The following is a 13,488-nucleotide window of genomic DNA, read 5'->3' on the forward strand; positions in this document are numbered from 1 at the left end:
AACCTGATCGCATGCCTGCCCTCGCCGTCGAGACCCCGTCGGTGCAATCGGATCCCGTTCGCCCCGGGCGCCCGAACGGGATGCTCCGGCCGATCCTGATCACGCCCTGGTCGGCGGCTGCGAAGACAGGTCGAGTTCCTCCGTCGTCGGCTTCCTACCACTGGTTTGCCCGGGGCCGAACGCATGAGTGACGATGAACAGGGCAACCTGTCCGGTTTTCCGATGTTGCCGAGATAGTCGAGGAGTCAGGACGTATGGAAGACAACACCCCTTCCGGGCCGCCGACACCGGACCCACTGCCCATGCCCGGTAACCCTTGGCCGGAGCTCAAACGGCGGGCCACCCGGTCGAAGGACCCGTTGATGTTCGAGCAGCAGGCTGCCTACGAACTGGCGAAAGCAGCGGCGGAGACCATCACACAGCTGCGAACGCTGCAGTGGGGAACCCGTAGTCTCATGAATCTGTCCCCGTTCTCCGATCTTCCCTCGGGTGAGGCTCTCGCCGCCAAGCTGTCCGACCGTGGTACGGAGATGTATCGAATAATTGATGCGCATCTGAGCATCCTGCAGGACATGATGGACACCTTCATCGCCGCCGGGAAGCATTACGACGCGGGCGAGCAGGAGAACGAGGCGCTATTCGACAAGGTCGAGGCACGTTTCATCAAAACCGATTATCCGACCCTCGATACCAAAGTGCCCGAGATAAAGGTAGAAAAAGACAAGCTATTCGGGGACGTGGGGGACGTGTCGAAGCGGCTGCGGGAGAGTAACGATTTTCTACCATCGACTGTCTGGGGGGAGAGCAAGAGGCAGGAATGGAATCGGCTGTATCGGCTCGGGGATTATCTGAAGAGAAATTATTCCGCCAAGCTGGCTGCCGAAGCTTCCGGCATATGGAAGTGGATGGGGGATCGTATTCAGCCGACGTTCACCGAACTGCTCAACCGGGTGGATTCGGTGACCGCGGACCAGTGGTCGGGGCCCGGAGCGGAAACTGCTGTCGCAGCGATCAAGCAGTACGCGGACGGAATCAAACCACTTCGTAAAAGTATGTATCTGGTCCAGGACAATTTGATCTATACAGCTGGCTGGCTGGGTAAAACCGCGGAGAACACGCCGCCGCAAGCGAAAAATCCGGCCGATAGCGACCCGAAACAGACGGATTGGCTTCCGCTCTACCAGGACCTTTTCGGAAACTACTACACCAAAGGTGTCGAGCGGTCGGCCGCTCGGGTACCACCTCTTGTCTATCCGGATGCGTCGTTCAAAGCTCTACCGCCGCTGGGGAAAGTCACGAAGAAGGGAAAAAAGGTCGACCATACGTCCACCACGGATCGGAATACGCCCCAATTGGCGACCGGCGCTCCCGATTCCGGGGGTGCCGGTCCGGATCTCGCTTCCAGCTCGGCCCCCTATTCCGGTGGGGGTGCGCCGGGACAGCCGGGCCCCATGCCGGGCTATCCGGGACCGGATCAAGCCGCGTCGCAGCGTGCCATAGATGCCGCCGCCGGCCGGCGGGATGCGGACTTGGCGGCCTACCAGCGAGACCAGCAGGCGGCAATGCGGCAACAGGCGGCACTGCAGCGGCAAGCCGCCGACCGAGCCGAACAACAGGCCCTGCAGCAGGCCGCGCAACAGCAGGCCGCACAGGCCGCACAGGCCGCTCAGCAGGCATTGCAGGCCGGGCAGCAGGCTGCGCAACAGCAGGCGGCCGCCGAGCGCCTCGCGGGTTTGCCCGGTGTGCCGTCGGTGCCCGGCGCCGGCCTGGATCCGAAAAGTGGCGCGCCGAAACTCGGTGGCGGAATCTCCGGTTCGGGAGCTCCTGGTACTCCGCTGAACAGGGATCTGTCTCAAGCGGCGAAGCTGTTTCCACGCGCGAGTAGCCCCGTCACCGCGGCCGGGGCGCCGATGGCGATGGGCAGGGCGGGGATGGCGCCGATGGCCGGAGCCCCTGGATCACCGGGCGCGGCGGGTGCGGCCGGTAGAGGCGCCGGCGACGGCAACAATCAGCAGAAACGGCCGGCCTATCTCGAATCGGCCGATCACCTCGAGGAAGCGCTCGGTGAAGCGCCGCGTGTTGTCCGGCCGGTGGTCGAGAAATGAACCGTACGTGGAGTTTCACCGCCCTCGAGTTCGAGGCCCTGTGGTCTCGGTCGGGGCTGGACATTCCGCGTCCGTTCGTATTGGTCACCGACATCCCATACGAGGAGGACTACCAGCGCGAACTGCGGAGTATCCGGCAACGGTGGCGGTCGAACGACGATCCGGCGTTCGACCGGATCTGCCGGGATGTGAACGAGCCGGACCTCAGCCTCGTGGTACGGGGAATCGACGGCCGGGATCCGCGGAACGCACGCGGCACCATTCGCATGCTGGGGGTCCGCCGGGAGGACCGCGGGTATTTGGTGGCCCAGTTGCCGGGTGAAACCGTCCACCACCCCGCCGGCTTCACCGTGACCGAATGCGATCCGCCTGCCCTGGCCGGTGCCGTAGTCGAACGTCTACCGAAAGTCGAGGCAGGGCGGCAGTCGCGGATCACCCTGCCGATGCCGCAGAGCGTCGATGAAATGGACCACAGCTACAGCGACTCGGGCGTGTGGGACTCTTTCGACGATGCAGGCCATGCCGCCGACCGGTTTCAGCGCGCGGTCCCTTCGATGCTCGGGGCTATAGAGGTCTGCCAGGGGTTTTCACTCTACGGGCCGCGTGGCCGGGTGAGCTTCTGGCTGGAATGGCGTGACCTTCCCGACGATGGGAGATACGTGATCGGGTCGGGTCTCCCGCCTGTCGCCGAACCCGCGGATGCCAAACGTTTTACTGCCATGATCAATGTCGAGATCGCCGCCGTCATCCGGACCATCCGAGATGAGCGGTCGGGCATCGTGCCCCCGGCATCGCCACAGTGACAGGGCTGCAACAGTGGCTGATCGTATTCGGCGAGCAGCGACAGTGATAGAACACCTGGACCGTCCCCAGAATTGGCGGGTCCTGCCTTCTGGTCCCGATTAAGCTATCTGAGCAGCATGAACAGATAAGGGATGCCATGTGGTCCGTCACGTCGCGGAGCGGCTCGATCGAGATCGAGACAACCGAACAGGGATTGCCGATCGCTCTCACGATCGAGCGGGAGGAGCTGTCCCGGCCGCCCGGCGAGTTGGCTGCCGAGATCGTCAGACTGTGTAAGCGCTCGGCGAACCGGGCCGGCCTCGAACGCCGGGCGGAACTCGCGGCGGCGGGTCTGAGCAGTGAGATGCTCGCGTTGACCGGGCTGCCCAAACCGGAGGACGTCGCGCACCAGGAGTTGGTCGAGGAAGCCGAATACGATGTCGAACCGGAGAGTTGGATGAGGCCGGTATGAGCCGGGCGATGGACGAACTGGAGGCGCGGGCCGGCAACGCGCTGAACCGGTTACGTGACCTCACCGATCAGATGAAAGCGGTTCGGGTGCGGAAGGTCTCTCCGGACGGTGTGGTGACCGTGGAGGTCGACGGTAACGGGGCGATGTTGGATCTGGAATTGTCCGCGAGAACAGCGCAATTGTCGCCGAAGGAGTTCGAGCGGATTCTGGTGAGTACGGCAGCGGAGGCCGCGCGGTGCGCATTCGCGGAGCGGGCCGAACTGGTCACCGCCTTCAATCGAGGAAATTCGGAGTGAACGGAGCGCATATGGGCGATCGGGGGCGGTTCCGGTTGTGCCTTGTGAAACACCGTTGTACGACGAACCGCATGCTGCGGTAGGTTCGCGTCAGTTCAATTAACTTCTGGCAGAGCAGGTTTGCGATGAATCATCTTTCAGTCACCTCTGATGCGATCCGCGGCTACGCGGATGCGTCGGCGACGATGGCCGCTGATGTGGTTGTTGCCGGCGCGACCAACCAGGCCGCCACGCTCGCTGCCGCGATACCGGTGTTCGGTGTGATCGGCCAGGATTTCCTGGCGGCTTTCGTGGTCGCTCAAGCCAACAATCTGTCCTCGGTCGCCGAACTGGCGTACGTGCACGGAATGACGGCGGTCGCCGCGCACGAGAGCGCGGCTCTCTACGACGCCACCGAGGCGGCCGCAGTGACCGATTTCGTTACGGTCAGCAAAGAGATATGACCCCACCGATCGACCAGTCGGTACTGGATCTGCTGCGCCAGAGCGCGGCCGGCCCCGCGCTCGATCGGCCGGTGAACGATGTCCTGAGAGATATGGGATTGCCTGCGCTGCCCGAGCTCTCGGGTTTGCCGCCGCTACCGGAGATGCCGCCACTACCGGTCATCGATCTGTCCCTGCTCGCCAAACCGCTCACCGATCTCGCCGCCGGTTTCGGCACCGGGCAGCTGCCCTTCGCGAGCGGTGTCGGAGCCCCGGATACCGATCCCGCGCAGGTTCTTTCACAGGTGTCCACCGTGGTGCAGACGGCGATGACTGTCGGTTCCTCCGCGCTTCAGGTCGCGATGATGCTGTGGCAGGGGATGGGTGCCTCGGCCGCGGCGGACAAGGCAGGTCAGGCGGCCGCGGACGGAGCGGCCGTATCCGCGCAGAGCGCGCAGACCTCGCTCGGAGTCACGGCGGCGGCGGGCAGCGTATTCCAGGGCGCGACGCTGATGGCGGCGATCATCGCGAAATTCATGGCCTCGGTCACCGCGGCGGCACCGTTTCTCACCACCGGTGCCGGACAGGTTTTCTTGATGGCGATGACCACCGAGACGATGGCCGAGGCGCTGGCGGTTGTCGCCAAGACGCGGGGTGAACTCACCGTACACAGCGGGGCCATGACCGCGACCGGAACCAAGATACCGGTCACCGGAGCGCCCAAGAATGTGGACCCGAGCCAGACCATCTCGCAATTGATGCAGCTCGTCCAACCGTTGACCCAACTGGCGACAACGGGCGGTCAGGCGCTGCAAGCCGCGCAGACCGCGTTGAATCCACCGAAGTCCACTGTCGACCGAGACAGGGAACCGGGCGGAGCGCGTCTCGAAGGTGGGGGCGCTGTGCCCGCGGGCGCGGTCGGCGGGATGGCCGCGGGGGCCGGTGGCCCCGCTCGTCAGCTGGCTTCGTGGTCCGGTGCCCGGCCGGGCGGATCCCTCGGACCGGCGGGTATGAGTGTGCCCGGCGCCGAGCCGGCGGCGTCCACCCCGGCCTCGGCCGTACGCGGCGCGAGCTCCGGCCCGAGCGTCATGCCGATGGGCGGTAACGCGGCCGCGGCCGCGGCGCGCTCGGGCGAACAATCGGCCGACGGACTGCGCGGGCTGCTGGTCACCGAGCAGCACGGCAACGAAGTAGTGGGCGATCTGGAAGGCGCGTCGCTGCCGGTGGTCGGCGCCGCCGAACAGGTATCGCAACGGCTGGATTCCGATTCGCCGGACAAGTCGCTCATCCTCTGACAGGAGCAGGTCATGGAAATCGAACCGACCCGGGCACACAGAGCGGCGGCCGCGTTGGACACTCTCGCGGCCCGGTTGGAGACCGACCTGGATCGGTTGATCCCCGCTCTCGCGGTCGATCCCGCGGGAACGGACGAAGTGTCGGTACGTGCGGCCGAAACCCTGCGCGGCGTCGCGTCCTCCTATGACGACGCCGCGACCGCCGGGGTGCTGGAGATCCGGAAGTTGGCCGCCGCCCTGCGTTCCCATACCGATGCGCTGGTTCGGATGGACGAAGAGAACGCCACCGACATCATGGCAGCGAGATAGCGGCGAGGCATACCAATGGTCGAACCACCGGTAATCGGATTCACCGGTGTCGTCTGGCCCGCCAGACCCACCGAACAGTTGTCCCGTGACCTGACCACGGGCCCCGGAGCCGCGCCGATGGCCGAGGCGAGTAGGGCATGGACGCAGCTGGCCGCGACATTCGGAGCCGCCGTCATCGAGTACGAGCAGATAATGATCGGACTTCGGGAGTCGTGGCGGTCACCGGAGAGCGAAGCGGTACTCGAGCGGATCACCGGGTTGCGTGATTGGCTCGTCGACGCGGCGGCGGCCGCGGGCCGCAACGCCGGACACGCCGGTGGTCATGCCGTCGCCTATGAGGTCGCCAGGCTCGCGATGCCGCATATCGTCGAGGTGGCCGCATTGGAGGACCTGAAACAAAGCGTCGAGCAGGCGGGCGCCGCGCTCGGCGCGCCTCTGGTCGCGGTGGCGGCGCAGGTGGACGGCGAACAGAGCCTCGCACGGGCGAACGCGGCACGGGTGATGCAGAGCTACGAGTCGGCCACGACCTCCCTGGCCGATCCCTGGACACAGCAGCGTCCGCCGGTCATCGCGACGAGTGCCGCGCTGGAAGCCGAACAGAGCACGGCGCGGGCGACTGCATCGGTCGTCGGGCCCGCCACCGCGGGCGGTCGATTCGCGGTCCTCCCGGGTCGTGCGGTCTCGCGCGCGAAAGTCGCGTACCGGGCTCGAACCGTCGCCCAGTCGGTATCCGCGCCGGAAGTCGTGCCGGCGAAATCGCTCGCGGCGTCAAGCGACAGCGCCGCGAGCCGGATGTCCCCGGGCGGTATGGGACCTGCGGCGGGTGCGCTCGGTGCCCTCGGTGACGGCGACCGTGTGGGCCGCGCCGGCGCCGTCGGCACCCCGCGGCCGGGTGCGGCACTGAACCTGGAGGCGGGGTTCGACGCGGCACCACCGGTTCTCGGCGCCGCCGAGCGTATGTCGGCGCCGCAAGCCGAGGCACGGCCGTGATACCGCCGGAATACTGGAGCCCGGTATGCCGACTGTGACCAATGACGGTCTGCTCGCTGTATCCGAACTGCTCGGTATCCAAGCCCTACCGTTTGTCCTCGGGGTGGGTCCGCGACAGGATACGGTCGAGGCGTGGCACGCGGCTCGGCAGGAGGCCTACGGCGAATTGCGTGCCGCCGGATTGATCGACACCTACGACGAGGTGGAAACAGAGCTGGCCACCGCGGTACGGGTGCTGGCGCAGCCGGACCGGGAGCTGGTAGCGCGGATCCACACCGAAACCGGCACGATCCGGGTATGCCTGGCACGTCGCGGATTCGAGCACGCGTGGGCCACTCGAAGCGGCTCCGTCTTCGATATCCGTACGGTCTGGGCGGATGAGAACGGGGCGGTGCTGGCCCGCCCGTTGCTGAAAGTTCTCGGGCCATGTAGTCCAGCGCCTGTCGCCGGATTCAGTGCCCTCGCCGATGAACTGTGCGTGCGGTTCGACGAAGCGAAGACCTCGAGCGACTTCGCCCAGGCGCTGTACACCTTGGGTGTCGCCGACCAAGGGGACGCGATCGAATTCGGACTCGCCATGTCGACGTGTCACGCGCACGCCGAGATCGTCGCCTACGCCCATTGCGACGGGGTGACCACACAATCGTCCGGAGCGGTCGCGGTATACGACACCTCGCGAGGTCGAATCGTGGCCGGCCCCGGCACCGACACGGACCTGCGGGTCTGGTCCACCTTCACATCGGGTTCCGACCACCGGATCGGGCAGGCCGTCTCCGGGCTGATCGAATCGCTGCCCGGAGGAAGGTGGATGCCCTAGCTCGCACGTCGACGAGGGCCGGCCGTGCGCGAGCTTCTCGATATCAACTGATACACCGTGAACAGAACTGACGAGGAAAGGTCTACAGAATGAGCGAATCAAGCAAGGTCAGTCTCGACGATGCCGCCGCCGCGGATGTGGTGAACGACTTCATGACAGCCGTCGGGGAAATCAAGAAGACTATTTCGAATATCGGCACCGATATCGAGGCCGCAAAGCCCGGTTGGCAGGGTGATGCCAGTACCGCGTGCGCCAAGAAGGCCGTCGAATGGCAGGACGAAGGTGATCGCCTGAACGCCAAACTCGATCATATGACGTCGCTGCTCTTCGAGGGCGGTAAGACCAAGAACGAGGTCGACGCCGGTAACGTCGACTCCTTCACCAATCTGGTCTAGTCGACCCCACCTCATCCCTGAAAGGACCGGATATGCTCTACGACCCCAAATACCTCATCCCGCTCATGGACCAGTTGGATCACCACCACAAGGCGCTGCAAACCCAGATTCGCCAGCTGGAGACCGCGGCTGACAAAATGATCAAGGTCGCGTGGGAAGACAATGATTCCGCCATAGGCTTCGCGAACGCGCACAAGAGCTGGGAAGGCGAATTCAGCGACACTGCCGAGATTCTCGAGGCGCTCCGTGACGCCTGCGACCGCGCGCTCGGCAACGCCCAGCATGCCGACAAGAAGGTCTACGACAGCTTCGCCGGGATGTAGCACCGGCCGGTGTGTTCTCCGCCACGGCCCGTTCACGATGTCGGTGAACGGGCCGTGGCGGCATGTTCAGTAGGTCGACCCCGGCTCGGCGCCCATGAAGCTCATCTCCGCCGGGGTGGCGACCATATGGACGGTGGTCGTCTCCGTCGCGGTCCGGACGGTGACGAGGTTCGCGGTGTGGAGGTCCTCGACCAGCGTGATGTCACCGGTGAAGTTCCCGATGGCTTCGCTGCCGTGGGGACGTAGCAAGATCACGGTCGCGTCGGAGTGATGAGTGGACGGCGGGATGCCGTCGTAGACGAATACCGTCGCCGACCGATACGAGCTGGCCTGTTGGGAGGCGGCGGACCAGGATGCCAGCGACAGCGCCTGCGGTGACCGGACCCGGTCCACCATGGACCGCCAGGCGTCGTGGCGATTGGTGTGCACCACCACGGTCTCACCCAGCGCGATCGCGCGCAGAATCACCTGTTTCGCGATGAGCAACTCGCCGACCACCTCCACTCGCCGGACGTATTGGCCGACCAGTGGCAGCGCGACGCCCTGTCCGGACGAATCGGCACCGATCACCTGCCCGCAGCCGATGATCGGGGTGAAGAGTTCGACCAGCGAATCCGGTGTACCCAGGTAGCTTTCGATCGGTAGGCCCGGGCCGGTCGCGCTGATCGGGAGGCGGTCCAACAGCGCACGGCGATGCTTGCCGGCCATCGGTATCAGGCCGGGGACCGCGATGCGTGGCGGTTCCAGCCGGGCGTCGAATCGGACCACCGCGGAAACCGAGATACTCGCCGGGCCGGCCGTGCTCCGGTCGGTCGGGGCATCATCGGCGCGGCGCAGGCGCAGGGTGACCGTCGTCGTGAGGCTCGGCGTGGCCCAGACTTCGGCGAGCCCCCGCGGGCCGAGCGCTTCCGGGGTCATGCGATAGCTCGCGAAATGTATTCCGTTGTATTCGACGCTCGATGCTGTCTCGTTCAGCTGTGTGAGATCGGCGCCGTGGGTGAGTTGGTCCACAGTGGCGGTGATCTCGGCGGCGGACAGCACGGATACCGTGAGGTCTCTGGCCGCCAGACGGTTGGCTACGCGCCGGGTGGCGACGATGGCGGATCGCAGTGCTCCGGTGGAGCCGCCGCCGCGTCTGTTCACCGCGGGCGCGTTGGACAACGGATCCAGGCGTAACACGACCCAGGCTGTTCTATGCGCCACCGCGGGCAGTGGTCCGAGGATCTGTTCGTACACGACCGCCACCGGGCCCGCGTCCGACGTACGCGATCCGGTATTGATCACATCTATCGAATCCAGGTCGATATCGAACTGGTCGAGGCAGCGCGCGATTTCCGGCAGCGGCACCATATCGCCGGTATTCAGGCCGTTCGGGCTCAGCAGCGTCACTGTCTGTGGTTGCGCGTCGACGCGCAGCATGGTGAGCAGTCGTCCGCCGTCCCAGCGCATGCCGTAACTACCGCCGTCGGGCACCGGTACATCGAACGGCGCGTGGTTCGCCTCGTCCGACGGGCGAAACAACGCATACCGGCGGAATGCGAATGCTTCACCGAGGAGAGCGGCCAGGCATATGCCCCGCAGGGGCACGAGCATAACCGCCACGACGAGTACGCCGGAGGCGACAGCGGCATAGACCGGCGCGCCGAAAGCGATAATGATCAGCGCGATCGCGCAGGCGAACAGCAGCACGGGAATCACACGGCGTAACGGAAGCGCCCGGAACAACCAATACTGAGGTGAACTCAGCGGTGGGGCCGAAACCCGTGCGGCCGGCTCGGCTGTCGTTGTCGCCATATCCTCATCATGGACTGATCTTCTATCGCTTCGCTACTGTGGTCGCGTGCGGCGGTGACCATGTTCGTGAATACGAGCGCCGAACGCCGACGCCACTTCTATATCCATGTCTTGTTCGGAGGTTTCGTGCCGGCCCAGTTGACAACGCGTGCCCAGGTCAACGGGTACCGGTTTCTGCTGCGTCGCTATGAGCACGCGATGGTGCGGCGGGACGTGCGGATGCTCCACGATCCGATGCGATCGCAATCCCGCTCGTTCATCGTGGGTGCGGTACTCGGAATCCTGGTCATCGCGGGAGCGGCGATCATGTCGTTTCTGCGACCACAGGGCGCGATCGGCGACTCGAAGATCGTGATGGCCAAAGAGACCGGTGCGCTGTACGCCATCGTCGACAACACGATGTATCCCGCGCTGAACCTGGCCTCGGCCCGGCTGATCACCCAGAGCAGCGAAGCGCCGGTCTCGGTGAAGGAATCCAAACTCGGTGATATGGCGCGCGGTCCGCTGGTCGGTATCCCCGGCGCGCCCGCGACGCTGCCCGGCTCGTCGGCCGGGGACCGGTCGACATGGACGCTGTGTGACACCGTCGCGCTGTCCGCCGCGGGCAGCGCGGTCGAATCGACGGGGGCGGCGTCCGCAGTGCTCGCGGGCCCCCTGGCCACCGACACCGACGCCGCGGCGCGGCCGCTAGCTTCGGCGAAAGCGCTGCTGGTGGTCCGCGACGGCAAAACGTTCCTGTTGTTCGACGGTAAGCGGGCGGAAGTGGATCCCGCCAATTCGGTGATGGCTCAATCACTCGCACTACACGACCATCGGCCGCGGCCGATCAGCACGGGGCTGCTGAATTCGGCGGTCCAGGTGCCGGCCTTGAATCCGCCGCAGATCGAGCGCATCGGCGAAGCCGGGCCCGGCCGGTTGTCCGATGTGCCGGTCGGCGGTGTAGTCCGGGTGCGCGGGGTGGATGCCGACGAGCTGTACGTGGTACTGGCCGACGGTGTGCAGCGTGTATCCCCGTTCGCCGCCCAGGTGATCCGTAACGCGAATTCACAGGGCATGACCGAGATCACCACTGTCCCGCCGGACCGGATGATCGGGATCCCGGTGCTGACCACACTCGCGGTCGAGCACTTCCCCCGGGAAACCCCCCAGATCGAAACGGCCGAGAAATCGCCGGTGGGTTGCATATCGTGGACCGGGGACGCCGAGACGTCGACGGTGACGATGCTCGCGGGCCGTGAACTGCCGTTGTCGGAATCATCCACACCGGTCGAACTCGCCACCGCGGACGGCACGGGTGATCGTTTGGACGCCTCCTATATCGCGCCGGGTACCGGCGAATTCGTACAGGCAGCGGCCATGGACTCGGGCAGCGCGCGCCGGGGCAGCCTCTTCTACATAGCCGACAACGGTATTCGCTACGGCATCCCCGATGCCCGGACGGCCGCCATCCTGGGCTTGGAGGAAAAGCCACGACCTGCGCCGTGGCCGATCATCGGTCAGCTCGTACCCGGCCCGACGCTCTCGGCCGGGGAGGCTCTGGTGAGCCATGACACGCTACCGATGGGGCACTGATCGGCCCCTGTCGTAGCGTGAATGATCTATCCCTTCACGCATTCAGCGCAATGTGGACAGGACGCTGGACAGCGCATTGCGCATATCATCGGCTTCGATGCGCATGAGTACCGATTCGTTGATATCGGTGAGGTCGAGGTTCTCGTCGTTGGCAAGCCGGAACTCACGTTCTTCTTCGGCCGTCTCGATCATATTCCGGATGAAGCGCCCGTTACCGGCCAAGTCGATACCGCGGCGCGGTTGGCCGTTCTGGTCGGTGCTCTCCTTGTCGTAGAGCTCCGCGCAGGCCTCGACGAGGAGGGCCAATGCCTCGTCGGTGATTTCCGAATCCCGTTTCCGCGCGATGAACTGCCCGATCTCACCGAGTTCGACCGGCGTGTACGAATCGAACTTGACCCGTTTCGCGAACCGGGAGGCAAGACCGTCGTTGGCGGCGAGCAGCCGATCGATCTCGCCGTCGTAACCGGCGATGATGACCACCAGCCGGTCACGATCATCTTCCATCCGGGCGAGCAGGGTGTCCACCGCCTCGCGCCCGAACGCGTCCCCGCCCTGTAGCCCGGACTGGATCAAGGTGTAGGCCTCGTCGATGAACAGCACGCCGTCCATGGCGCTGTCGATCAGATTGGAGGTCTTGATCGCGGTACTGCCCAGATGCTGACCGACGAAATCGGCGCGTTTCGCCTCGACAAGCGAGTCCGTCTTCAGTAGACCGAGCCCGCAATAGATCTTGGCCACCACCCGGGCGACGGTGGTCTTACCGGTGCCGGGTGGGCCCGTGAAGGCCAGATGCTGCCCGCGCGGCGCGCTGGCCATGCCCTTCTCCGCGCGTATCTTCGCCAATTGCGCGGTGGCCTGTAGTTTGGCGACCTGTGTCTTGACCGCGGCGAGTCCGATCTGCGCGTCGAGTTCGGCCCGTGCGTCCGCGAGGATCAGCTTGGCTTTGTCGTCGCGCTCCTCACGACCCATCTGCTCGACAGAGGGCGCCGAGGAAGGGTCCCAGCGATCGGTGCGTGCGTCGATCTGCTCCTGGGTGGTGACCGTGAGACGGTACTTACGGTCGCGCATGGCGTTGGTGTTGGCCTCGAAATCCGGTGCCTCCGAGTACACCTTCTCGAAAATGGCCTGCGCCTCGGATTCTTTGCCGGTCTCACGCAGACACAGGCCGCGGCAGAAACGGGCCGTGAGCGCGGCCGCCGGGATCGGGCCGTGCTCGGCCTGCTCCATCCGGCGGATGGCCTCGCCGAACAACCCCAACTGCGCACATGCCGTACCGACCATCACGTGCGCCGCCGCGGCCATAAAGGGATCGTCCCATTCGGCGGAGCCCGCGAGTACCGTCATCACATCGGACCAGCGCTGGGTCTGGTAGTGCAGCGTCGCACGGACATAGGCGCAGATACGGTCGTCGATTTCGCGCTCGGGGTGCGAGAGTTGAGTTCTGCGATGCTCGGCGAGTTCGTCGAGTACCCGCTCGGCCTCGTCGTAGTCACCTTCGCCGATCAGTGCGGACGCCTGGGCCAACCAGATCTCGGTATAACTCGCCAGCGGATAGTCGATGTACTGGCCGATGACGAAGCGACCCGCCATTTCACGGGGCTGCAATCCGAGGCGGCGTTGTTCCCGGAACAGGGAAGTCGAACTCGTTTTGTACAAGTTGAACAAGACCTCGCTGGTTACCTCACCCGCCGCGGCACGGCCCAGCCAGGCGTCGCACATATCGGGATCCCACTCGGTCGCCCGAGTGAATGCCAATTTGGCATAGTCCAGGTCTCGGGCGGATTCCTGGCCCTCGACGGAGAGGCCCAACGACAATACGCCGGCATCGAAGGCGCGTTGTGCTTGGCGGTTGCCGGTCATGTAGGTAAGCCCCCATAGGCCACGAAAACTGCGGGTTCTCATCGAGCATACCGGC

Annotated in this window: 14 protein-coding genes; 12 read left to right on the top strand and 2 right to left on the bottom strand. The window is 65.3% G+C overall.

Features of this window, described 5'->3' with window-relative positions; all coding sequences use genetic code 11:
* Nucleotides 1–254: 254 nt before the first annotated feature.
* The 11 genes from ACQPYS_RS03660 to ACQPYS_RS03710 all read left to right on the top strand — a co-directional run bounded on the left by ACQPYS_RS03660 (nt 255) and on the right by ACQPYS_RS03710 (nt 8,207).
* On the top strand, nt 255–2,105 hold the full coding sequence (locus ACQPYS_RS03660; RefSeq protein ID WP_433491695.1) for a hypothetical protein: 1,851 nt from the start codon (nt 255–257) through the stop codon (nt 2,103–2,105).
* Nucleotides 2,102–2,908 (top strand): ESX secretion-associated protein EspG, encoded by an 807-nt coding sequence (locus tag ACQPYS_RS03665; protein WP_431940694.1) that lies wholly within the window; start codon nt 2,102–2,104, stop codon nt 2,906–2,908. Before ACQPYS_RS03660 ends, ACQPYS_RS03665 begins: the two co-directional genes overlap by 4 nt.
* 137 nt (nt 2,909–3,045) lie before the next feature.
* Nucleotides 3,046–3,360 carry a hypothetical protein gene (locus ACQPYS_RS03670; protein WP_063035625.1) on the top strand — a complete coding sequence of 105 codons (315 nt, stop codon included), beginning with the start codon at nt 3,046–3,048 and terminating at the stop codon, nt 3,358–3,360.
* A complete protein-coding gene (locus ACQPYS_RS03675; protein ID WP_063035626.1) occupies nt 3,357–3,656 on the top strand; it encodes a YbaB/EbfC family nucleoid-associated protein in 300 nt (99 codons plus the stop codon). The genes ACQPYS_RS03670 and ACQPYS_RS03675 overlap by 4 nt, the downstream gene beginning before the upstream one ends.
* A gap of 125 nt (nt 3,657–3,781) precedes the next feature.
* A complete protein-coding gene (locus tag ACQPYS_RS03680; protein WP_063035627.1) occupies nt 3,782–4,099 on the top strand; it encodes a hypothetical protein in 318 nt (105 codons plus the stop codon).
* Nucleotides 4,096–5,373 (top strand): hypothetical protein, encoded by a 1,278-nt coding sequence (locus ACQPYS_RS03685; RefSeq protein WP_431940693.1) that lies wholly within the window; start codon nt 4,096–4,098, stop codon nt 5,371–5,373. The genes ACQPYS_RS03680 and ACQPYS_RS03685 overlap by 4 nt, the downstream gene beginning before the upstream one ends.
* 12 nt (nt 5,374–5,385) lie before the next feature.
* Nucleotides 5,386–5,682 (top strand): PE family protein, encoded by a 297-nt coding sequence (locus ACQPYS_RS03690; RefSeq protein ID WP_063035629.1) that lies wholly within the window; start codon nt 5,386–5,388, stop codon nt 5,680–5,682.
* Between the two features lie 15 nt (nt 5,683–5,697).
* Complete coding sequence (locus ACQPYS_RS03695; protein ID WP_433491696.1) at nt 5,698–6,672, top strand: PPE domain-containing protein; 975 nt, start codon at nt 5,698–5,700, stop codon at nt 6,670–6,672.
* Between the two features lie 25 nt (nt 6,673–6,697).
* Nucleotides 6,698–7,489 carry an ESX secretion-associated protein EspG gene (locus tag ACQPYS_RS03700; protein ID WP_433491697.1) on the top strand — a complete coding sequence of 264 codons (792 nt, stop codon included), beginning with the start codon at nt 6,698–6,700 and terminating at the stop codon, nt 7,487–7,489.
* 89 nt (nt 7,490–7,578) lie between these two features.
* Nucleotides 7,579–7,884 carry a WXG100 family type VII secretion target gene (locus ACQPYS_RS03705; RefSeq protein WP_063035632.1) on the top strand — a complete coding sequence of 102 codons (306 nt, stop codon included), beginning with the start codon at nt 7,579–7,581 and terminating at the stop codon, nt 7,882–7,884.
* Nucleotides 7,885–7,916: 32 nt separating this feature from the next.
* A complete protein-coding gene (locus ACQPYS_RS03710) occupies nt 7,917–8,207 on the top strand; it encodes a hypothetical protein (protein WP_063035633.1) in 291 nt (96 codons plus the stop codon).
* Nucleotides 8,208–8,273: 66 nt separating this feature from the next.
* Here ACQPYS_RS03710 and eccE read toward each other — a convergent pair whose 3' ends face one another.
* Entirely contained in the window at nt 8,274–10,001 is a 1,728-nt protein-coding gene (gene eccE, locus ACQPYS_RS03715; protein ID WP_433491698.1) for a type VII secretion protein EccE, read from the bottom strand.
* Nucleotides 10,002–10,061: 60 nt separating this feature from the next.
* Here eccE and eccB point away from each other — a divergent pair, with 60 nt between their 5' ends.
* Nucleotides 10,062–11,573 (top strand): type VII secretion protein EccB, encoded by a 1,512-nt coding sequence (gene eccB / locus ACQPYS_RS03720; protein WP_433492963.1) that lies wholly within the window; start codon nt 10,062–10,064, stop codon nt 11,571–11,573.
* Nucleotides 11,574–11,615: 42 nt separating this feature from the next.
* Here eccB and eccA read toward each other — a convergent pair whose 3' ends face one another.
* A complete protein-coding gene (gene eccA, locus ACQPYS_RS03725) occupies nt 11,616–13,433 on the bottom strand; it encodes a type VII secretion AAA-ATPase EccA (RefSeq protein ID WP_063035635.1) in 1,818 nt (605 codons plus the stop codon).
* Nucleotides 13,434–13,488: the final 55 nt, after the last annotated feature.

It is taken from the genome of Nocardia grenadensis (genome assembly GCF_050942415.1).
In the GTDB taxonomy this organism is placed as follows: domain Bacteria; phylum Actinomycetota; class Actinomycetes; order Mycobacteriales; family Mycobacteriaceae; genus Nocardia; species Nocardia grenadensis.

Excerpts from the sequence above, each read along its gene's own strand:
- eccB (WP_433492963.1), top strand. The coding sequence starts at position 10,062 with ATGTTCGTGAATACGAGCGCCGAACGCCGACGCCACTTCTATATCCAT.
- ACQPYS_RS03705 (WP_063035632.1), top strand. The coding sequence starts at position 7,579 with ATGAGCGAATCAAGCAAGGTCAGTCTCGACGATGCCGCCGCCGCGGAT.
- ACQPYS_RS03680 (WP_063035627.1), top strand. The coding sequence starts at position 3,782 with ATGAATCATCTTTCAGTCACCTCTGATGCGATCCGCGGCTACGCGGAT.
- ACQPYS_RS03660 (WP_433491695.1), top strand. The coding sequence starts at position 255 with ATGGAAGACAACACCCCTTCCGGGCCGCCGACACCGGACCCACTGCCC.
- ACQPYS_RS03670 (WP_063035625.1), top strand. The coding sequence starts at position 3,046 with ATGTGGTCCGTCACGTCGCGGAGCGGCTCGATCGAGATCGAGACAACC.
- ACQPYS_RS03665 (WP_431940694.1), top strand. The coding sequence starts at position 2,102 with ATGAACCGTACGTGGAGTTTCACCGCCCTCGAGTTCGAGGCCCTGTGG.
- ACQPYS_RS03710 (WP_063035633.1), top strand. The coding sequence starts at position 7,917 with ATGCTCTACGACCCCAAATACCTCATCCCGCTCATGGACCAGTTGGAT.
- ACQPYS_RS03685 (WP_431940693.1), top strand. The coding sequence starts at position 4,096 with ATGACCCCACCGATCGACCAGTCGGTACTGGATCTGCTGCGCCAGAGC.
- eccA (WP_063035635.1), bottom strand. The coding sequence starts at position 13,433 with ATGACCGGCAACCGCCAAGCACAACGCGCCTTCGATGCCGGCGTATTG.
- ACQPYS_RS03695 (WP_433491696.1), top strand. The coding sequence starts at position 5,698 with ATGGTCGAACCACCGGTAATCGGATTCACCGGTGTCGTCTGGCCCGCC.
- ACQPYS_RS03700 (WP_433491697.1), top strand. The coding sequence starts at position 6,698 with ATGCCGACTGTGACCAATGACGGTCTGCTCGCTGTATCCGAACTGCTC.
- ACQPYS_RS03690 (WP_063035629.1), top strand. The coding sequence starts at position 5,386 with ATGGAAATCGAACCGACCCGGGCACACAGAGCGGCGGCCGCGTTGGAC.
- eccE (WP_433491698.1), bottom strand. The coding sequence starts at position 10,001 with ATGGCGACAACGACAGCCGAGCCGGCCGCACGGGTTTCGGCCCCACCG.
- ACQPYS_RS03675 (WP_063035626.1), top strand. The coding sequence starts at position 3,357 with ATGAGCCGGGCGATGGACGAACTGGAGGCGCGGGCCGGCAACGCGCTG.